Source organism: Leifsonia sp. SIMBA_070, from assembly GCF_046534635.1.
Classification (GTDB): domain Bacteria; phylum Actinomycetota; class Actinomycetes; order Actinomycetales; family Microbacteriaceae; genus Leifsonia.
This window is the reverse complement of sequence record NZ_JAWRYK010000001.1, coordinates 2,892,695-2,911,866: the sequence shown is the minus strand read 5'-3', so window position 1 is coordinate 2,911,866 and position 19,172 is coordinate 2,892,695. Positions and strand designations below refer to the sequence as shown.

Annotated in this window: 15 protein-coding genes; 7 read left to right on the top strand and 8 right to left on the bottom strand. The window is 70.3% G+C overall.

Annotated elements, in window-relative coordinates; translation table 11 throughout:
• The first annotated feature begins 122 nt into the window (after positions 1–122).
• Positions 123–779, top strand: a complete 657-nt coding sequence (locus tag SB754_RS13740; protein ID WP_410782865.1) for a fasciclin domain-containing protein — start codon at positions 123–125, stop codon at positions 777–779.
• A 117-nt stretch (positions 780–896) separates the two neighbouring features.
• Here the strand turns inward: SB754_RS13740 and SB754_RS13735 are convergent, their stop codons facing one another.
• Together SB754_RS13735 and SB754_RS13730 are read right to left on the bottom strand one after the other, a co-directional pair.
• Positions 897–1,418, bottom strand: a complete 522-nt coding sequence (locus tag SB754_RS13735; RefSeq protein WP_410782864.1) for a hypothetical protein — start codon at positions 1,416–1,418, stop codon at positions 897–899.
• A 409-nt stretch (positions 1,419–1,827) separates the two neighbouring features.
• Positions 1,828–2,973 (bottom strand): endo-1,4-beta-xylanase, encoded by a 1,146-nt coding sequence (locus tag SB754_RS13730; RefSeq protein ID WP_410782863.1) that lies wholly within the window; start codon positions 2,971–2,973, stop codon positions 1,828–1,830.
• Between the two features lie 215 nt (positions 2,974–3,188).
• Between SB754_RS13730 and SB754_RS13725 the strand changes: the two genes are divergently transcribed.
• Both SB754_RS13725 and SB754_RS13720 read left to right on the top strand, forming a co-directional pair.
• On the top strand, positions 3,189–4,931 hold the full coding sequence (locus SB754_RS13725; protein WP_410782862.1) for an MFS transporter: 1,743 nt from the start codon (positions 3,189–3,191) through the stop codon (positions 4,929–4,931).
• The gene (locus SB754_RS13720) at positions 4,915–5,385 is read left to right on the top strand and encodes a MarR family winged helix-turn-helix transcriptional regulator (protein WP_410782861.1); all 471 of its coding nucleotides are present in this window, start codon (positions 4,915–4,917) and stop codon (positions 5,383–5,385) included. Before SB754_RS13725 ends, SB754_RS13720 begins: the two co-directional genes overlap by 17 nt.
• 177 nt (positions 5,386–5,562) lie before the next feature.
• Here SB754_RS13720 and SB754_RS13715 read toward each other — a convergent pair whose 3' ends face one another.
• The 3 genes from SB754_RS13715 to SB754_RS13705 form a co-directional block, all read right to left on the bottom strand.
• Positions 5,563–7,119, bottom strand: coding sequence for an amino acid permease (locus SB754_RS13715; RefSeq protein ID WP_410782860.1), 1,557 nt, complete (start codon positions 7,117–7,119; stop codon positions 5,563–5,565).
• 113 nt (positions 7,120–7,232) lie between these two features.
• The gene (locus tag SB754_RS13710; protein ID WP_410782859.1) at positions 7,233–8,147 is read right to left on the bottom strand and encodes an EamA family transporter; all 915 of its coding nucleotides are present in this window, start codon (positions 8,145–8,147) and stop codon (positions 7,233–7,235) included.
• A complete protein-coding gene (locus SB754_RS13705) occupies positions 8,147–8,710 on the bottom strand; it encodes a dihydrofolate reductase family protein (RefSeq protein WP_410782858.1) in 564 nt (187 codons plus the stop codon). Before SB754_RS13705 ends, SB754_RS13710 begins: the two co-directional genes overlap by 1 nt.
• A gap of 98 nt (positions 8,711–8,808) precedes the next feature.
• Between SB754_RS13705 and recQ the strand changes: the two genes are divergently transcribed.
• Positions 8,809–10,836, top strand: a complete 2,028-nt coding sequence (gene recQ / locus SB754_RS13700; RefSeq protein ID WP_410782857.1) for a DNA helicase RecQ — start codon at positions 8,809–8,811, stop codon at positions 10,834–10,836.
• A 135-nt stretch (positions 10,837–10,971) separates the two neighbouring features.
• Here recQ and SB754_RS13695 read toward each other — a convergent pair whose 3' ends face one another.
• Complete coding sequence (locus tag SB754_RS13695; protein ID WP_410782856.1) at positions 10,972–13,305, bottom strand: lamin tail domain-containing protein; 2,334 nt, start codon at positions 13,303–13,305, stop codon at positions 10,972–10,974.
• Positions 13,306–13,605: 300 nt separating this feature from the next.
• On the opposite strand from SB754_RS13695, the gene SB754_RS13690 reads away from it, so the two are divergent.
• Complete coding sequence (locus SB754_RS13690; RefSeq protein WP_410782855.1) at positions 13,606–14,091, top strand: DapH/DapD/GlmU-related protein; 486 nt, start codon at positions 13,606–13,608, stop codon at positions 14,089–14,091.
• A 234-nt stretch (positions 14,092–14,325) separates the two neighbouring features.
• Positions 14,326–16,416, top strand: coding sequence for an acyl-CoA dehydrogenase (locus tag SB754_RS13685; protein ID WP_410782854.1), 2,091 nt, complete (start codon positions 14,326–14,328; stop codon positions 16,414–16,416).
• Positions 16,417–16,589: 173 nt separating this feature from the next.
• Here the strand turns inward: SB754_RS13685 and SB754_RS13680 are convergent, their stop codons facing one another.
• A complete protein-coding gene (locus SB754_RS13680) occupies positions 16,590–17,618 on the bottom strand; it encodes a malate dehydrogenase (RefSeq protein ID WP_410782853.1) in 1,029 nt (342 codons plus the stop codon).
• A gap of 83 nt (positions 17,619–17,701) precedes the next feature.
• Between SB754_RS13680 and pip the strand changes: the two genes are divergently transcribed.
• Positions 17,702–18,688 (top strand): prolyl aminopeptidase, encoded by a 987-nt coding sequence (pip, locus tag SB754_RS13675; protein WP_410782852.1) that lies wholly within the window; start codon positions 17,702–17,704, stop codon positions 18,686–18,688.
• Between the two features lies 1 nt (position 18,689).
• Here pip and SB754_RS13670 read toward each other — a convergent pair whose 3' ends face one another.
• Positions 18,690–19,112 (bottom strand): adenylyltransferase/cytidyltransferase family protein, encoded by a 423-nt coding sequence (locus tag SB754_RS13670; RefSeq protein WP_410782851.1) that lies wholly within the window; start codon positions 19,110–19,112, stop codon positions 18,690–18,692.
• Between the last annotated feature and the right edge of the window lie 60 nt (positions 19,113–19,172).

The following is a 19,172-nucleotide window of genomic DNA, read 5'->3' as shown; positions in this document are numbered from 1 at the left end:
CTGTTCGTCGCGGGAAGGTTTCCCGGATTGGTCCAATCCGATTCGGCGACCATCCCGAACCCCTCATGACCGCCAGAGCGGTGGCCTCTCGATCAGCAGCATCCCTTTGAAGGAGAATCACAATGCGATCCACTGCCCGTCTCGCAGCGGCCGGCCTGCTGGCCGCCGCCGCCCTCGCCCTGACCGCCTGCTCGTCGGGCGCAGGCTCGTCGACCGGCGACTCCGGCGCACCCATGGCCTCGTCGGCGCCCTCCGCGTCGTCGTCGATGGACCCGGCCGCCGAGCTCGTCGGCCCCGGCTGCGCCGCCTACGCCAAGCAGGTCCCGTCCGGTTCCGGCTCCGTCGCCGGTATGGCGGAGGACCCGGTGGCGACCGCCGCGAGCAACAACCCGCTGCTGACCACCCTGGTCGCAGCTGTCTCCGGCAAGCTCAACGCCAACGTCAACCTCGTCGACACCCTCAACGGCGGCCAGTTCACCGTGTTCGCACCGGTCGACGACGCTTTCAAGAAGATCGACCCGGCGACCATCGACACCCTGAAGACCGACGCCGGCGCCGCGACGCTGACGTCGATCCTGACCTACCACGTGGTGCCCGGCCAGCTCTCGCCGAAGGACATCGACGGCACCCACAAGACCGTGCAGGGCGCCGACGTGACGGTCAGCGGCTCCGGTGACTCGCTGAAGGTCAACGACGCGAACGTCATCTGCGGCGGCGTGCGCACCGCAAACGCGACCGTCTACCTCATCGACTCGGTGCTGATGCCCCCCGCGAAGTAACCCCGCCCATCCGCTCGCGCCCACCGTCGAGTACACAAAAAGTGCACGCGAATCGCCGGATTCGCGTGCAGTTTTTGTGTACTCGACGGCGGACGGGCGGGCGGGCCGGGCCGGAGGTCAGTCCGGGGTATCCTCGGCTCGCGGTGGCCGCGCGCGCAGGTCGGCGCGGATGCCGTCGAGCACGGCGCGGACGGACACACGCTTCGCCTCCGTGTCCACGACGTTCGCCGGGACGGTGACCATGAGACCCGACTGGTAGAAGGCCCGGATTCGGAATCCGCCGGTCCAGGGGCTGTCGGACCCGTCGTCGCCCTCCGGCCACCCCGTGATCTCGAACCGGAGCAGGCCGGACCGGCTCTCCACGCGTGTGATGACCTGTGCGCTGGGCGTCCCGTCGTCGATGACCTCGCTGGCGACGACGATGTTCTCGGTGAAGACGCCGACCCGCAGCGTGACGGTCGAGAGACCGGAGGCCGCGGCGGCGCCGAGGTAGATGATCCGTTCGTCGCCGACGGCGAGCTGGAGCTGGCGGAGCAGCACCGGGTACCAGCCCGGGTCGGACTGCAGCAGTTCCACCAGGCCGCGCTCCTCGCGCAGGAGAGCGCGGAGCTGCTCGTGGATCGTCGCCGTGTCGGTCATCGGGTGGTCCTTCGTTGAGCGCGTTCGGACGCGGTCGGCGCCCTGTGCTCAGGATATCGCTAGCCAGGCTAGAAAAGCGATGTTCTCTTTGTTCGGGAGGGTGTTCGAGGACCACTACGACGGGGATGGGGTGGACGACTTCGGCTCGCGCCGGCTCCTGATTCAGGAGGTTGCGGCTCCTGTTTTCAGGATCGAGGCTCCTGTTTTCAGGAGGATTTGTGTTCCTGTTTTCAGGAGAATCGGCCGACCGGTGTCTCCTCCGTCCTGAATACGGGGCGTGGAAGCACCTCCCAGCCCGAATCTCCTGAAAAAGGGAGACTCATCGGCGCCGAAATCTCCTGAGAACAGGACCCGCGCCGAGAGCGGAGGGACCCGATACCGCGGCCCTCCGCTCCCGCCTTCGACGAACTCAGCGCCGCGGGTCCGCCCTCCCCGGCGCACCCGCCGCCAGAGCGAGCGTCTGCTGCAGCGCCGTGTACTCCGGCTTCGGCTGCAGGTTCTCGTCGTAGATCGCCGCGGCTCCCTCGCCCGGGAACGTCGCCGGCACCCACGAGTACGCGTCGCCGAAGCCCCACACCGTGTACGAGATGCACGAGCGCACGGCCAGGCAGGCCTGCAGCGTGGATGTGTACCCGCCGACCTGCGCATTCTGCTCGACTGCCGTCACAGGCAGCGTCGTCCGCACATCCACTTCGGTCTCGGCCACCTTCAGCCCGAGGTCGGAGAAGCGCTGGAGGTTGTTCTGCAGATCCGGGAGCGGGTACTGGGTGTCGAGGTGCGTCTGGAAGCCGACGCCGTCGATCGGCACTCCCTGTGCCTTGAGGTCGCGGGCCAGCGCATAGGCGGCATCGCTCTTCGGACCGGTGAACTCGATGTTGTAGTCGTTGTAGAAGAGGAGCGCTTTAGGGTCCGCCTGGTGCGCCCAGCGGAACGCGTCGGCGATGTAGCCCGGGCCGAGCTTCTGAAGCCAGATGCTGTCGCGGAGGGTCCCGTCGTCGTTGAACGCCTCGTTGACCACATCCCACTGCCAGATCTTTCCCCTGAAGTGGGTCGCCTCGTCGACGATGTGCTTCTTGAGGATCGCGCGCAGCTGGTCCGGGCTCATCGACGGCGCGGCGGCCGTCAGCCACGCGGGCAGCTGGTTGTGCCAGACCAGCGTGTGCCCGCGCACGAGCTGGCCGTTCTGCTGTGCGAACGCGACGAGCTGGTCGGCCGGGGCCCAGTTGTAGGTGCCCTGGGTCGGCTCGACGGCATCCCACTTCATCACGTTCTCGGGAGTGACTGTCGAGAACTGCGTAGCGGCGATCGAGCGATAGTCGCTCTGGGTCGCCAGGGCGTCGGTGTCGATGGCGGTGCCGATCCGGAGGCCGACCTGCGACGCGAGCGCACGCAGCGAGCTCGCGGGCGCCGGCGAGTGGTGACTGTTCGGGGCGCGAGAGGCGGGAGACGCGGGAGAGGCGGGGGACGCGGCGAAGGCGGCGCCCTGGGTGAGGATGACGGCTCCGGCCCCGATCACCGCGGTGGTGATGAGACCGGCACGAAGTCGTAGTGACACGCTGATACTCCTTTGTACGCGTCGGGCGCCGGCGAGCGACGGCGCCCGTTCCGAATTTGTTGCGTCACCCAGCTAATTCGGCCCCCGTACGGGTGTCAAAAGTTTTGGAAAAGCGATGTTCGCCCCCGGGAATGACCTCGACGGCCGACGGTTATATAGTTGACGCATATAAACAACCGATCCCACGTACTCGCACGTATCTGACAAGGACTTCCGTGGCCCGCACCGGCATCTTCACCAAAGACCACCCGCACTACCGCTGGGTGGCACTCTCCAACACCACCCTCGGCATGCTCATGGCGACGATCAACTCGTCGATCGTGATCATCTCCCTCCCCGCCATCTTCACCGGGGTGAAGCTCAATCCGCTCGAGCCGGGCAACGTCTCCTACCTGCTGTGGATGCTGATGGGCTACATGCTCGTCACCGCTGTGCTCGTCGTGATGTTCGGGCGCATGGGCGACCAGTTCGGCCGGGTGCGGATCTACAACCTCGGCTTCGTCATCTTCACGCTCGCGGCCATCGCCCTCTGCCTCGACCCGTTCACGGCTGGCCCCGGCGCCCTCTGGCTGATCGTCTGGAGGTTCGTGCAGGGCATCGGCGGCGCGATGCTGTTCGCCAACTCCACCGCGATCCTCACCGATGCCTTCCCGGCCAACAAGCGCGGCTTCGCGCTCGGCCTCAACCAGGTCGCCGCCATCGCCGGAAGCTTCATCGGCCTCATCCTCGGCGGCGTCCTCGCCGAGATCGACTGGCGCGCCGTCTTCTTCGTCTCCGTGCCCTTCGGCGTCATCGGTACGATCTGGTCCATCAAGTCGCTGCACGAGGTCGGCCAGAAGAACCCGGGCCGCATCGACTGGCTCGGCAACGCGACGTTCGGCATCGGCCTGATCGCTCTCCTCACCGGCATCACCTACGGCATCCAGCCCTACGGCGGCTCCAGCCAGGGCTGGGGCAACCCCTGGGTGCTCGGCGCCATCATCGGCGGCATCGTGCTGCTCGCCCTGTTCGTCGTCGTCGAGCTGAAGGTGCCCGCGCCGATGTTCGACATGCGGCTGTTCCGCATCCGCGCGTTCTCGTCCGGCATCTTCGCCGGCTTCCTCGCGGCCATCGGCCGAGGCGGCCTCCAGTTCATGCTGATCATCTGGCTGCAGGGCATCTGGCTGCCGCTGCACGGGTACAGCTACGAGTCGACGCCGCTGTGGGCCGGCATCTACATGCTGCCGATCACGATCGGCTTCCTCATCGCCGGCCCGATCTCGGGTGCGTTGTCCGACCGGTTCGGCTCGCGCGCCTTCGCCACCGTCGGCCTGCTGCTGGTCGCGGCGACCTTCGTCGGCCTCCTGCTCATCCCGGTGAACTTCGAGTACTGGCAGTTCGCCCTCCTCACCGGCCTCAACGGCATCGGCTCCGGTCTGTTCTCGTCGCCGAACCGCACGGCCATCATGAACAGCGTGCCCGCGAACGAACGCGGGGCGGCCTCCGGTATGGCGGGTGTCGCGCTCAACGCGGGAAGCTCGCTGTCCATCGGCATCTTCTTCTCGTTGATGATCGCCGGACTGTCGGTCGCCCTCCCGTCTGCGCTCACCAACGGGCTGACCTCCCACGGCGTCCCCGGCAACATCGCCGCGCAGGTCGGGAACACCCCGCCCGTCGGGTCGCTGTTCGCCGCGTTCCTCGGCTACAACCCCATCCAGAGCCTGCTCGGGCCGACGGGGATCCTCACCGCCCCGCACGTCGACGGAGCGACCCTGACGGGCAAGGAGTTCTTCCCGCAGCTGATCTCCGGACCGTTCCACGACGGCCTGGTCGTCGTCTTCATCGCCGCCGCCGTCATGAGCGTCATCGGCGCCGTAGCCTCGTTCCTCGGCGGAGGCAAGTATGTTCATGAGGAGGCCGACGCACCCCGCGCGGCGGCCACCGAGGAAGGCGAGGAAGTCGGTGCCCAGCGCGCATGAAGCTGACGAGCGGCCGGCGGCCGGACGTGACGACGATGTCCCCGGCCGCCTGGCCCTGGCCGTCGGGAGGCTGAACCGCCGCATCCGGTCGTCCACCGGAGGTCTCAGCCACGGTCAGCTGTCCGCCCTGTCGACCATCGTCCGGAGCGGACCCCTGCGGCCGAGCGAGATCGCAGCGATCGAGGTCGCCGCGGCGCCGACGATCACGCGGATCGTCGCCGAGCTGGAGGCGCGCGGCCTGGTCGAGCGGACGCCGGATCCCCAGGACCGGCGCTCCCTGTTCGTCACCCGCACCGAGGCGGGCACCGCTCTGCTCCTGGAGGCGCGCTCCGACCGGGCGCGCGCCGTCGCCGATGTGCTGGCCGAGCTGACCCCGGAGGACCGGGAGGCGATCACCGCGGCGCTTCCCGCCCTGGAGCGGGCCGCCCTCGTCGCGCCCCCCGTCGAGGCGTAACGGGCGCCTCCCGCACGCCTCCCGCACGCCTCCCGCACGCGTCCCGCGCCTCCGAGGCGCTTGCGACTGCGGCGCCGAGTCACGTTTGCGGCGGGGCGCCCTGCCGCAGTCGTAACGCCGCGCCACAGTCGCTCGGCACGGCGAGCGGGAGGGGAAGCCAGGACTGGCGGAGGTGGGTCAGCGGTCCCCGCGCGCCCGCGGAGTGCGGGGCGGGCGAGCCGCGACGACTGGGTGCGCCCCGGTGTAGCCCTGTCGCTCCGCCGCGATCGCGAGGATGCGCGACCGCTGCGTGTACCAGCCGAGGACGAGCAGCGGGACGATGACGACCAGCGAGGCGACCGTCCACGTCCCCGTCGGGTAGTCGAACGCCATCAGCACCAGCACCGTCACCAGGAACGCGAGCGTCAGCCACGCCGTGAACGGCGCACCGAACAGACGGAACGACGGCCTCTCGAGCTTGCCCTGCAGCGACCACCGCCGCAGTTGCATCTGGCAGAGCACGATCATGCCCCAGCTGGTGATGATGCCGAGGGAGGCCACGTTCAGCACGATGTTGAACGCCTGCTCCGGCACGACCAGGTTGAGGAAGACCCCGAGCACGCCGATGGCCGCCGTGAGCAGGATCCCGCCGTACGGGACGCCGCGGGCGTTCATCCGGGACGTGAACCGCGGAGCCGCCCCCGTCTGGGCCATCGAGTGGAGGATGCGGCCGGTGGAGTACATCCCCGCGTTCAGGCTGGAGAGCGCGGCCGTGAGCACGACGAAGTTCATGATCGAGCCGACGACGGCGCTCAGCTGCGGCCCGCCGAGGTGGCTGAAGAAGGTGACGAACGGGCTCTCGTTCCCGCTGTACGCGCTGGCGGGGAGGAGCAGCGCGAGCAGCAGGATGGATCCGCAGTAGAAGACGGCAATGCGGAAGACGACGCTGTTGATCGCGCGCGGCATGATCTTCTCCGGATTCGCGGTCTCCCCGGCCGCGATGCCGACCAGCTCGATCCCCGCGTAGGCGAACACGACGCCTTGCACCAGCACGATGGCCATCCCGATGGTGGCGACGCCGTGCGGGAGCAGCCCGCCGTTCTGCGCGAGCATCGCGATCCCGGTCGGTCCGAGGTCCGTGGGCCAGCCGGCTGCGAGCACGACGATGCCGACGACCAGGAAGGCCACCAGCGCGCCCACCTTGATGATCGCGAACCAGAACTCCATCTCGCCGAACACCTTCACCGAGATGAGGTTGAGGCTGACGACGACCACGAGCGCGATCAGGGCCAGAAGCCACTGCGGGACAGACGAGAACAGGCTCCAGTACTTCACGTACAGGGCGACCGCCGTGGAGTCGACGATCGCCGTCATCGCCCAGTTGAGGAAGTACATCCATCCGGCGACGTACGCCATCTTCTCGCCGTAGAACTCGCGCGCGTACGAGACGAACGACCCCGACGACGGGCGATGGAGGACGAGCTCGCCGAGCGCGCGCAGCACCAGGAAGGCGAAGAAGCCGCACACCGCGTACACCAGGACCAGCAGCGGGCCGCTCTCCTGCAGCCGACCGCCCGCGCCGAGGAAGAGGCCCGTCCCGATGGCGCCGCCGATGGCGATCATCTGCAGCTGCCGTGACGAGAGGGAGGTGCGATACCCCTCCTGCTCGCCCGAGAAGTCCTGGGCGGGCGGGCTCACGTCGAGCTGCGTGCCGCCGTTCTCTGCGCCGTCCTCGGGGTGGTGCGGTGTGGTCATCGATCGCCTCCGTCTGGTCCAGCGACTTACCGTACACGCCAGCGGGCCGCTGGCGGTCCAGCAACGGTCAGCCCAGCGCGCTGCCGGTCGGGCGCTGCCGCTCCGGCCCGCGGTCAGTCCAGCGCGAGGAGCGCCGCAGCGGCGACGGCGAGGACCAGCCCCACCCACTGCACCGGCGCCACCCGCTCCCGCAGCACAGCGGCGGCCAGCAGGATGGTTCCGGCCGGATACAGCGCGACGAGCACCGACATTGTGGTGAGGTCGCCGGCGCGCAGCCCGATCAGGATGAGCAGGTTGGCGGAGGCGTCGAGGGCGCCGCCCGCGGAGGCGATGCCCGTACCGCGTGCAGTGAACCGCGGCGCAGCCTCCATGCCGCTGCTCGGGCTCGGGCTCGGGCTCGCGCCGCTGCTGCTGCCGCTGCTCCTGCGCTGCCGCGCCCGCACGACGAGGAGGCCGACCACCGTCCACATCACCGCCCCGTTGACCGCTCGGTTGGCGATCAGCGGCACGACGCCGGAGTCCGCCGGCGTCTGATCGAGCAGGATGAGGAACAGCCCGATCATCGCGCCGGCGCCCACCGCCATCAGCAGCGCCCGGCCGCTGGGCCGCACCGCCCCCTTCTCGGGCACGAACCCCACCAGCACCACCGCGACGAGAGCCAGCCCGAGCGCCAGGTACCCGACCAGGCCGAACCGGTCCCCGCCGATCAGGCCCCAGGTCATCGGCACCAGGGCGGAGACGAGCGCGGTCAGCGGCGAGAGGATGCTCATCGGCCCGATTGCCAGGCACGCGTACAGGAGGCCGACCGCCGCGGAGCCGACGAGCCCGGAGAGCGCGCCCCAGCCGAGAGCAGCCGGGGACCACACGCCTCCGGCCAGCGGCAGCGCGAGGATCAGCAGGAGGAGGCCGCTGACCGCGCCGACGGCGGTGGTGCGGATCGGGCCGATGCGCCGAGCGGCCACGCCGCCGAGGAAGTCGGCGGATCCGTAGACGATGGCGCTCAGCAGCCCGAGGGCTGCCGCCGGCATCAGCTGCCGGCCAAGCGGTACGTGTGCAGGACGGCCCCGGAGGCGAATCGTTCGAGTTGGGTGAGCTCGAACGTCCACTTGCCGTGGTCGTCGGGGAAGATCCGGATCCCGCCGCCGACCATCACCGGGTAGGTCAGCAGTCGCAGCTCGTCCACCAGTCCCCAGACCAGCAGCGAGCGGACGAGGGAGGCGCTGCCGGCGACGAGGATCGGCCCGCCGTCGCCCTCCTTGAGTGTCCCGATGCCGGCGCGGACGGGCTCCTCCAGTGCGGTCGCGTTCCAGCTCAGCTCTCCCGGGCGGGAGGTGACCACGACCTTCGGGAGGGAGTTCATGATGTCCGCGAACTCGCCGTCGCGCGGCGGCCACGCCTCGGCGAACTGCTCGTAGGTGCGCCGGCCGAGGAGGAGCGAACCGGCCTCCCGGACCTCCTGGAGCTTGAAGTCGCGGAGGTCCTCCGTGCTGAACGGGATGGTCCAGCCGGAATGCGGGTGCGTGGGCTCGCCGCCTGGGGCCTCGACGACGCCGTCGAGGGTCATGAACTCCGTCACGATGAGCCGGCGCATGTGGGCGATGGTACCGGAGGCCGGGCTGTGGATGGCGGGTTATCCACAGATCCGTGCAAGCCGGGGAAGCCGTCAGGGGCCGCCGTTACGATCGAAGCATGAGCAACACCGCCGGCTGGGTCCCCGATGACAGGGATGCGCCTCCTCTCGATGAGGAGCCGCCTCCCGAGTACGGCGACCCCTACGGCGGGTACGTGCCGGTCGACGCCGCGGGAGCCCGTGCCGGTTCCGGTGCCGGTTCCGCTTCTGCTGTCGCGGCCCGGCCTGTCCCGGTGATCCGCGCGACCCCCGCACGGTTCGCCACGGCGCAGGAGGCGCTGAAGACGGTCTTCGGCTACGACTCGTTCCGGGGCCAGCAGCAGCAGATCATCGAGCGCGTGGCCGCAGGAGGCGACGCGGTCGTGCTCATGCCGACCGGCGGCGGCAAGAGCCTCTGCTACCAGATCCCGTCGCTGCTGCGCGAGGGCACCGGCGTCGTCGTCTCGCCGCTGATCGCCCTCATGCAGGACCAGGTGGATGCGCTGACCGCCGTCGGCGTCCGCGCCGCCTTCCTGAATTCGACCCAGGACGGCGCGGCCCGCGCCGCCGTCGAGCGGGCGTACCTCGCGGGCGAGCTCGACATCCTGTACGTCGCGCCCGAGCGGCTGTCGTCCGAAGCGACCAAGCGCTTCCTCGAGCGCGGCAGCATCGCCCTGTTCGCGATCGACGAGGCGCACTGCGTGTCGCAGTGGGGGCACGACTTCCGGCCCGACTACCTCGCGCTCTCCGAGCTGGCCGAGCGCTGGCCCGGCGTCCCTCGCATCGCACTGACCGCGACCGCCACCGAGGCCACCCACCGCGAGCTGACGTCGCGCCTCGCGCTCGAGAAGGCGGAGCACTACGTCTCCGACTTCGACCGCCCCAACATCCAGTACCGCATCGTGCCCAAGAACGAGCCGCGCAAGCAGCTGCTCGACTTCATCACCCGCGAGCACCCGGGCGACGCCGGCATCGTCTACGCCCTGTCACGCGCATCGGTCGAGAAGACGGCCGAGTTCCTGTCGGCCCGCGGGCTCACCGCGCTCCCGTACCACGCCGGCCTCGACGCGTCGCTGCGGGCGTCGACCCAGGCGCGCTTCCTCCGGGAGGAGGGCGTCATCGTCGTGGCGACGATCGCCTTCGGCATGGGGATCGACAAGCCCGACGTCCGCTTCGTCGCGCACATCGACCTCCCGAAATCGGTGGAGGGCTACTACCAGGAGACCGGGCGCGCCGGTCGCGACGGGCTGCCGTCGACCGCCTGGCTCGCCTACGGCCTCCAAGACGTCGTGCAGCAGCGGAGGATGATCGACGACTCCCCGGGCGACCTGGCGCATCGCCGGCGGCTCACCCAGCACCTGGATGCGATGCTCGCCCTGTGCGAGACGGTCCAGTGCCGCCGTGTGAACCTGCTCGCCTACTTCGGGCAGTCATCAGGGCCGTGTGGCAACTGCGACACCTGCCTCACCCCGCCGGAGAGTTGGGACGGCACAGTCCCGGCGCAGAAACTTCTGTCGACGGTCGTACGGCTGAAGCGCGAGCGAAACCAGCGGTTCGGCGCGAGCCACCTGATCGACATCCTGCGCGGCAAGCGCACCCCCCGAGTGGAGCAGTATGGGCACGACGCGCTCGCCACCTGGTCCATCGGGGCCGACCTCAGCGAGAGCCAGTGGCGCGGCGTCGCCCGTCAACTGATCGCCCAGGAGCTGCTGAAGCCCGAGGGCGAGTACGGCGTGCTCACCATCACGCCCGCGAGCGCCGAGGTGCTCTCGGGTGGTCGACCCGTCATCCTCCGCACAGAGCCCGACCGGCCCGAGCGCGCGTCGCGCTCCTCGCGCAGCGCCGTCCCGTCCGAGCTCGCCGCCCACGACGAGCCGCTCTTCGAGGCGCTCCGCAGCTGGCGCGCCGGCCAGGCTCGCGAGCAGTCGGTCCCCGCGTACATCGTGTTCTCCGACGCGACGCTGCGCGCCGTCGCCACCGCACGCCCCGCATCCCTGTCCGACCTCGACGGCATCACCGGAATCGGATCCAAGAAGCGCGACGCCTACGGCGAGGCGCTCCTCTCGGTCGTCGCGTCCGCAACGGCGTCCGCCCCCGCGTCCGCCTGACGCTGCCGAGTGGTGAGTTGTTGCTGCTTTTCGGTTCGAGTGATGACGTGATGTCGCAACTCGAGGGGGAGGGGACGGAGGCGGCGGGGAGACGAAGGAGCCCGACCGCGGTGCGGCCGGGCCCCTCCGCGGCGGTCAGGCGGACGGACGCCGCCGCACGCCCCGCGCCAGCAGCAGTGCGCCACCGGCGGCCGCGAGGAGGAGTGCCGCCCCGAGGGGAACGGTCACGTCGGATCCCGTCGCCGCCAGCCCTGCCGGGCCGCCGTTCGTCGCAGCGGCCGAGGCGGTCGCGGCCACGGTCAGGCCCACCGTCGCGGTCGCGCCCGAAGTCTGCCCGAGCAGGACGAGGGTGTGCGCGCCGGCCGGCGTGCCTGAAGGGATGCGGACGGTCGCCGTCACGCCGCCCGTCGGCCCGGCGGTGACGACCGCGAGCAGGACGGGGTCGGAGTGCAGCCAGATCTCGACCTTCTCACCGGCCGAGAAGCCGCTCGCGGTGACCGTGACCGCTCCGCCCGCGGAGACGGACCCGGTAGACACCGTCGCGACCGGTGCGCCCGGCGCGCCCCCTCCGGTCCCGCCGCCGCCGGTCCCACCATCGCCGCCTCCGGTCCCGGGGGCGCCTCCGGTCCCGCCGTCGCCGCCGCCCGGCAGCACGGTGCACGCGACCGTCCCCTGGCGCAGCGCGTGGCCGCCGTCGTTGGTGTCGTCCGCCCAGATCGCCGGCTTGAGGCCGTCGACGCATTCGGCCTGCGGGGCGACCGCGAAGCCTTCGTTGTTGTAGTCCGGCATGCCGGTCGGACGGGAGAAGGCCTGCGCGACCTGGAACGCTCCCGCATCGACCCCTGTCGACGCGACGGTGAGCAGTTCGTGCTGCCCGTGGCAGGTGTCGTCGCAGACCGCCCAGATCGCCTGGCGTTCGGCGTCGAACTGCAGGTCCATGACACCGGGCATGCCGGTCGAGATGGTCGCGATCCGCGTGAACGTGCCGGTGCCGCTCAGCGCGTAGGCGTAGACGTTCCCGTTCGCCTCCAGCCCCGCGAAGAACAGCCCGTCCCCGTGCCCCGGGTAGGCGGCCGGGTCGTAGGCGTGGCCGGTGGTGGCATCCACGAAGCCGTTCTTCGTCAGGTAGGTGTCGGGGACCCAGGTGACCGCTTCGAGGCCGAGGTTCGGCCCGACGACGGGGAGGTCGGCGGTGAGGTTCCAGTCCGCGGTCGCGGTGAGCGACGTCCCGGGCTGCGCCGGGTCGAAGCGCAGGATGGCCGGCCGGCTCACCGTGTTGGCGGAGTTGTTCCGCTCGGTCGAGACGTAGATGCCGCCGTCGGGACCAGCGCCGGTGATGGTCACGCCCTCCGAGTCCGGATCTCCGGTGCCGTCCGTGTAGTGCAGGGCCTTGCCTGCAGCCCAGCCGTTCGCCGTGTCAGGAGCCCAGGCGGTCCCGTTCCAGAGCAGGCGGAACAGCGTCCCCGGCCCGTTCTTCACGGCCCACAGCACGCCCGGCTGGTTCGTGCCGGACGCCTGGTAGTACAGGCCGCTCATGTTGCCGCCGAGCACGTTCGCGGGGTCGACCTCCCTGACGTCCGTGCCACCCGGCCAGGCCGCCAGCACGACGTCGCCGGGGCATGCGTTCGGAGCGTTCTTCGTCGGCGCGCTCGTCGTCGTGAAGGGCCCGGTTCCGTTCGGGCAGCGGCCGTAGGTCGTGGTGGCGTGGGCGGTCCAGGTGTACGAGTCGATCAGCGTGGACCCGTCGGGCGCGAACAGCCGTGCCTGGTCCGAGCTGCCCAGGCCGAACAGGGAGGACACGTCGGCGGTGGAGTACCCGCCGGCTGCGACCGTCGTGCCTACCGGGATGACGAAGGCGTCCGTGTCCTTGTCGTCGCGGAGGATGTACCCGCCGAGGTCCGCTGCTGCCGACCCGGTGTTGACCAGTTCGATCCAGTCGGTGGCGTCGCCGTCGGACTCCACCTCGTTGATCTTCACCTGCACGGGAGGCGCGCTGCAGTCGTTCGCGGCGCCCTGCGTGGAGGTGGTCGTGTTGCGGAAGGCTCCGGTCCCGTCCGGGCACCGGCCGTAGGTCACGGCAGCGTGCGCGGTCCAGCTGTACGTGTCGACGAGGGTGTGCGCCGGGTCGTACAGCCGGGCAGAGTCGCCGCTTCCGAGCCCGAAGCCGAGCGTGGCCTCGTCGATGACGAAGTAGCCTCCCGCCGCGATGACGGAGCCTGTCGGCAGCGGCACGGCTGTGTGGCCGTCGTCGTTGTCGAGCACCGACCAGCCGGTGAGGTCGACCGGGTCGGCGCCGGTGTTCTTCAGCTCGACCCAGTCGGGGCCGCCGTTGGGCGCGCTCGACTCGACTTCATTGATCACCACGGACGGGGCGACGACCGCCGTCGCCGGGGCTGTGGCGGCCAGGCCGGCCAGGGCGCAGAGCCCGGCGGCAGCGACGGCGGCCAGGCCTCTCCAGTGAGTGCGCACGCGTGTTCTCCCTTGTTGTTCGGGTCAAATGGTGGGACGGGCGAGCACGTCGCTCCGCGGGAGGCCGCCGGCGCTCGCCGGGGCGGTGACTCTGAGAGGGTGCTCAGGGGGAAGCCTCCGGCAGGCCGGCGAACGCCCGGTGAACGGCAGCCGACGGGGAGGTGGCGGCAGGCCCCTTGCGCGGCGGCGAGGCCGGGGTACGGTACGTGGTTCCTTCCGGCGACCAGGGAATTCTTTCTGGGCGCCCGGTGTTATGACATTGAACGATTACTGCGGCGATCTCGAAGGAGGAAGCAGGAGATGGCACGAATGATCGAAGAGCTCGAGGACGAGACCGGCGCCGTCATCAAGTACAAGCGTCACGCGAACGGCCGGGGCCTCGTGTCCCCGACGGCGCGGGTGGCCGAGTCGGCCTACATCGAGCCGACGGCCTACGTGGAGGCCGACGCGCGCGTCGGCATGGAGGCGTACGTCGGTGCGGGCAGCTGGATCGATAAGGGCGCGACGGTGGGCGACCGCACCTTCGTGGGCGCGAACGTCCACATCGGCGCGGGGTGCATCGTCGGTTCCGGTGTGAAGATCGGCAGCGGGGCCAAGCTGGGCGAGAACGCGATGGTCGGGAACGGCGCGCGCGTCGAGCGCGACGCGCAGGTGGCCGCCGGTTCCGTGGTGGAGCTGAAGGGCGCAGCCGCCGCTCGCGCCGCGCTCACCACCCCGCTCCGGGCGCCCCGCCCCCAGCACGGGCGCGACCTGCGCAGCACGCGCCTCCCGCGCCGGGCCGCGTAGGCCGCCCGCGAGCATCCGAAGCGCCGCCACCCACCACGGGGGCGGCGCTTCTCGCATTTCTGACGCCCGGCCGTTGTGCGGGACATGACACCGCGACCTCCCTCGTTTGGAGGTTCCCACAAAGAGGCCGTCGGGCGTCACCCGGCTGCTTTGTAGGCGGCGCACCGACGTTTTCCGCTCGCGCGTCGACAGTCGTAGCGTGTGGGCATCCCGCGATTTTCTTGAGGAGAGGTCATGGTCGACACTGCCGAACGCGTCCCGAGCGCGACTCCCGCCGTTTCCCCGGCTCCCCGCGTCCCCGATCCCGCACCCGCCGGTGCAGCACCGCGTGTCGACGTGGAGGCACTCGGCCGCCAGCTGCTCGGCGACTGGGCGGAGGCCCGGCTGGCGTCCCGTGAGCTGGCGAAGCGCCCGGAGCTGCAGAAGCAGGAGGGCCTCACCGTCGCCGACCATCGGACACGCGTCTTCGGGCAGCTGAAGCTGCTCGTCGAGAACGGCCAGGTGCACCGTGCCTTCCCGAAGTCGTTGGGCGGCGCCGAGGACAACGGCGGCAACATCGCCGCCTTCGAGGAGCTCGTGGCGGCCGACCCGTCCCTCCAGATCAAGTCGGGCGTGCAGTGGGGCCTGTTCGGCGCTGCGGTCCTGCACCTCGGGACCGAGCACCACCACGAGACGTACTTGCCCGCCATCATGTCGCTCGACGTGCCCGGGGCCTTCGCGATGACCGAGACTGGGCACGGTTCGGACGTCGCCAGCATCGGCACGACCGCGACCTACGACCCGGAGACGCAGGAGTTCGTCCTGGACACGCCGTTCCGCGGCGCCTGGAAGGACTACCTCGGCAACGCGGCCGTGGACGCGACGGCCGCAGTCGTCTTCGCCCAGCTGATCACGAAGGACGTCAACCACGGCGTGCACGCCTTCTACGTGCCGATCCGGGATGCGAACGGCGAGTTCCTGCCGGGCATCGGCGGCGAGGACGACGGCCAGAAGGGCGGCCTGAACGGCATCGACAACGGCCGGCTGCACTTCACCGGGGTCCGCATCCCGCGCACCGACCTCCTGAACCGTTACGGAGACGTCGCCGAGGACGGCACGTACACGTCGCCGATCGCCAGCCCCGGCCGCCGGTTCTTCACGATGCTCGGCACGCTCGTGCAGGGTCGCGTCTCGCTGGACGGCTCCGCGGTGATCGGGGCGAAGCTGGGCCTCGCCATCGCGATCACCTACGCCGACCAGCGTCGCCAGTTCACCGCGGGCAGCGACACCGACGAGGAGGTCCTGCTCGACTACCAGCGGCACCAGCGCCGGCTGCTTCCGCTGCTGGCGACCACGTACGCCGCGAGCTTCGCGCACGAGGTGTTCCTGCACAAGTTCGACGACGTGTTCAGCGGCGTGGCCGACTCCGACACCGACCGTCAGGACCTGGAGACCATCGCCGCTGCGCTCAAGCCGCTCAGCACCTGGCACGCGCTCGACACCCTGCAGGAAGCGCGCGAGGCCTGCGGAGGTGCGGGCTTCCTCACCGAGAACCGGCTCACCTCCCTGCGGCAGGACCTGGACATCTGGGTCACCTTCGAGGGCGACAACAACGTCCTCCTGCAGCTGGTGGCGAAGCGCCTCCTGACCGACTACAGCCGCAAGTTCGCGAAGGCGGACGCCGGAGCCCTCGCCCGGTACGTCGTCACCATGACGGCGAACAAGGCGTATCACGGCTCGGGGCTGCGGAGCGTCGCCCAGACGGTCCGCGACTTCGGTTCGACGGCCCGGTCGGTTAACTGGCTGCAGGAGTCGGCGACGCAGCGCGAGCTGCTCACCGCGCGTGTGGAGACGATGGTCGCCACGATCGCCGGTCGCCTGCGCGCAGCCTCCAAGCTGGACAAGAAGGCCGCGGCCGACCTGTTCAATGCGCAGCAGAACGAGCTGATCGAGGCCGCGCGCGCCCACGCCGAGCTGCTGCAGTGGGAAGCGTTCACGGACGCCCTCGAGGATGCCCCCGACGCCGGCACCAAGCAGGTGCTGACCTGGCTGCGCGACCTGTTCGGTTTCGGCCTGATCGAGAAGCACCTTGCCTGGTACCTGATGAACGGACGCCTCTCGCCGCAGCGCGCGCAGGCGGTCTCGGCGTACATCGACCGGCTGCTGACCCGCATCCGCCCGCACGCCGTCGACCTCGTGGATGCGTTCGGCTACGGCCCCGAGCTGGTGCGCGCGAAAATCGCGTCCGGCGCGGAGGCCGAGCGCCAGGCCGAGGCGCGCGCGTACTACGCCTCGCGTCGTGCCGACGGCACCCTCCCCACCCCGGAGAAGTCGAAGAAGCGCTGACGCCACCACGCCCGCTCTTCCCTCCCCCCCTCCCCTGATTCGTGACGAATGTGGGCTTCCGCGCTGCTAGAGCCCCGATTCGTCACGAATCGGGGTTTGCACATTCGTGACGAATCGGGGATTCAGCGCCGCCAGAGCCCCGATTCGTCACGAATCGGGGGAAGGGGCGGCGGCTAGAGGAGGCCGAGGGCGCGCACGGCGTCGCGCTCCGCGACCAGCTCGGCGACGGAGGCGTCGATGCGCGAGCGCGAGAAGGCGTCGACGGCGAGGTCGGGCACGATCCGCCACGCGCCGTCCACCGACCGCACCGGGAACGATGACACGAGCGCCTCCGGCACGCCGTAGGACCCGTCGGACACCACGCCGGCGCTGGTCCAGCGGTCGCCGGTGCCGTGCACCCAGTCGTGGATGTGGTCGATCGCGGCGCTCGCAGCGGACGCCGCCGACGACGACCCGCGCACGTCGATGATCTCCGCCCCCCGCTTGGCGACGCGCGGGATGTACTCGTCCGCGAGCCAGCGCTCGTCCACGAGCTCGGTGGCGGGCCGGCCGTCGACGGTCGCGTGGGTCAGATCCGGGTACTGGCTGGCCGAGTGGTTGCCCCAGACGATCACACCGTCGACGGACCGAACCGGCACGTGGAGGTGGCGGGCCAGCTGCGCGACGGCCCGGTTGTGGTCGAGCCGTGTCATCGCGGTGAACCGCTCGCGCGGCACGTCCGGCGCGTGGGCGCTCGCGATCAGCGCGTTCGTGTTGGCCGGGTTGCCGACCACCAGCACCCGCACGTCGTCCGCTGCGCCCGCGTTGATCGCCTCGCCCTGCGGCCCGAAGATCGCGCCGTTGGCCTCCAGGAGGTCGCTCCGCTCCATCCCCGGTCCGCGCGGCCGCGCGCCGACCAGCAGGGCGACGCTGACCCCGTCGAAGGCCGTCCGGGCGTCGTCGGTCACGTCGACCGAGTGCAGGAGCGGATACGCGCCGTCCTCGAGCTCGAGCGCCGTCCCCTCCGCCGACCGCAGGCCCGCCGGGATCTCCAGCAGCCGCAACCGCACGGGTGTCTCCCTCCCGAGCAGCTGGCCGGAGGCGATCCGGAACAGCAGCGCGTAGCCGATCTGGCCGCCCGCGCCGGTGACGGTCACGGTGACGGAAGACGGGGAGGCGGGAGGCGGGGAGGGGGGAGTCGATGCCGCGGTGGATGCGCTCACGCCGCCGAGCCTAGACCGGGCAGCGTCCGGTGGCGCCACCTCGCCGGGCGCGCGAGGACCGCCCGGACCACTACTGTCGAGGCATGCGGACCCTGTACCCGGAGATCGAGCCCTACGACAGCGGGATGCTGGAGGTCGGCGACGACCAGCGGCTGTACTGGGAGGTCAGCGGCAATCCGGATGGAAAGCCGGTCGTCTTCCTCCATGGCGGCCCGGGTGGCGCGACCACCCCGGGGCACCGCCGCCTGTTCGATCCGGAGCGGTATCGCATCGTGCTGTTCGATCAGCGAATGTGCGGCCGCAGCCTGCCGCACGCGAGCGAGCCGGAGGCCGACCTCGCCGTGAACACGACGTGGCACCTGGTGGAGGACATCGAGCGCCTGCGCGAGCACCTCCACATCGAGCGCTGGCAGGTCTTCGGCGGCTCGTGGGGGAGCACCCTCGCCCTGGCGTACGCCGAGACCCATCCGGACCGGGTGACCGAGCTGGTGATCCGCGGCATCTTCACGCTGCGGGCGCAGGAGCTCGACTGGTTCTACGAGGGAGGCGCGGCCGCGCTCTTCCCTGACCTGTGGGAGGGGTTCCTCGAGCCGGTGCCGTCGGGGGAGCGCTCGCACCTGATGCGCGCCTACCAGCGGCTGCTGTCCGACCCCGATCCGGCGGTGCACCAGCCCGCGGCCGTCGCCTGGTCGCGCTGGGAGTCGTCCACCATCACGTTGCTGCCCCGGCCCGACCTGGTGGAGGCGTTCACGGTCCACGCCTACGCGGTCGCGTTCGCGCGGATCGAGAACCACTTCTTCATGAACCGCGGCTGGTTCGAGGAGGGCCAGCTGATTCGCGACGCGGCGAAGCTGGAGGGCATCCCGACCGTCATCGTGCAGGGCCGCTACGACGTCTGCACCCCTCCGATGACCGCGTGGGACCTGCACAGGGCGCTCCCGGAGGCGGAGCTGCGGATGATCCCGGACGCCGGGCACGCGTTCGACGAGCCGGGCATCCTGGACGCGCTGATCGAGGCGACCGATCGCTTCGCGAGCGAGGACAAGGACTCAGCCGGCTGGCGGGAGTGACTCAGCCGGCGAGCGCTGCGAGCGCCTGCCGCAGCTGCGTCGACGACGTGGTCATCGTGTACGGGAAGTACACGACCTCGACGCCGACGGCGGCGAACTCGCGCTCGAGCCGCATCCCCTTCTCGGTGCCGCGCCAGTCGTCGCCCTTGAAGAAGACGTCGAAGCGCAGTTCCCGCCAGGTGTCGAGCTTGTCCGGGAGGGTCTCGGCGACCGCTTCGTCTACGTACTCGATGCTCTGCACGATCTCGAGCCGCTCCGCCAAGGGGATCACCGGGTCGATGCCCTTGGTGAGCGCGAGCATCTCGTCGGTCACGACGCCCGCGATCAGGTGGTCGCACTGGCTCTTGGCGTGTCTCAGGATGTTCAGGTGTCCGATGTGGAACAGATCGAACGCCCCTGCGGCGTAGCCGACGCGTCGGGTCACGGGCTTCCCCCTCGAGTTGTTTTGAGATTTCCTCACTATGTTGCATGAATAGTGACGATT

Coding starts and splice junctions, on each gene's coding strand:
- SB754_RS13740 (WP_410782865.1), top strand. CDS start 123: ATGCGATCCACTGCCCGTCTCGCAGCGGCCGGCCTGCTGGCCGCCGCC.
- SB754_RS13735 (WP_410782864.1), bottom strand. CDS start 1,418: ATGACCGACACGGCGACGATCCACGAGCAGCTCCGCGCTCTCCTGCGC.
- SB754_RS13715 (WP_410782860.1), bottom strand. CDS start 7,119: ATGACCACACCGCACCACCCCGAGGACGGCGCAGAGAACGGCGGCACG.
- SB754_RS13710 (WP_410782859.1), bottom strand. CDS start 8,147: ATGCCGGCGGCAGCCCTCGGGCTGCTGAGCGCCATCGTCTACGGATCC.
- SB754_RS13705 (WP_410782858.1), bottom strand. CDS start 8,710: ATGCGCCGGCTCATCGTGACGGAGTTCATGACCCTCGACGGCGTCGTC.
- recQ (WP_410782857.1), top strand. CDS start 8,809: ATGAGCAACACCGCCGGCTGGGTCCCCGATGACAGGGATGCGCCTCCT.
- SB754_RS13690 (WP_410782855.1), top strand. CDS start 13,606: ATGGCACGAATGATCGAAGAGCTCGAGGACGAGACCGGCGCCGTCATC.
- SB754_RS13685 (WP_410782854.1), top strand. CDS start 14,326: ATGGTCGACACTGCCGAACGCGTCCCGAGCGCGACTCCCGCCGTTTCC.
- pip (WP_410782852.1), top strand. CDS start 17,702: ATGCGGACCCTGTACCCGGAGATCGAGCCCTACGACAGCGGGATGCTG.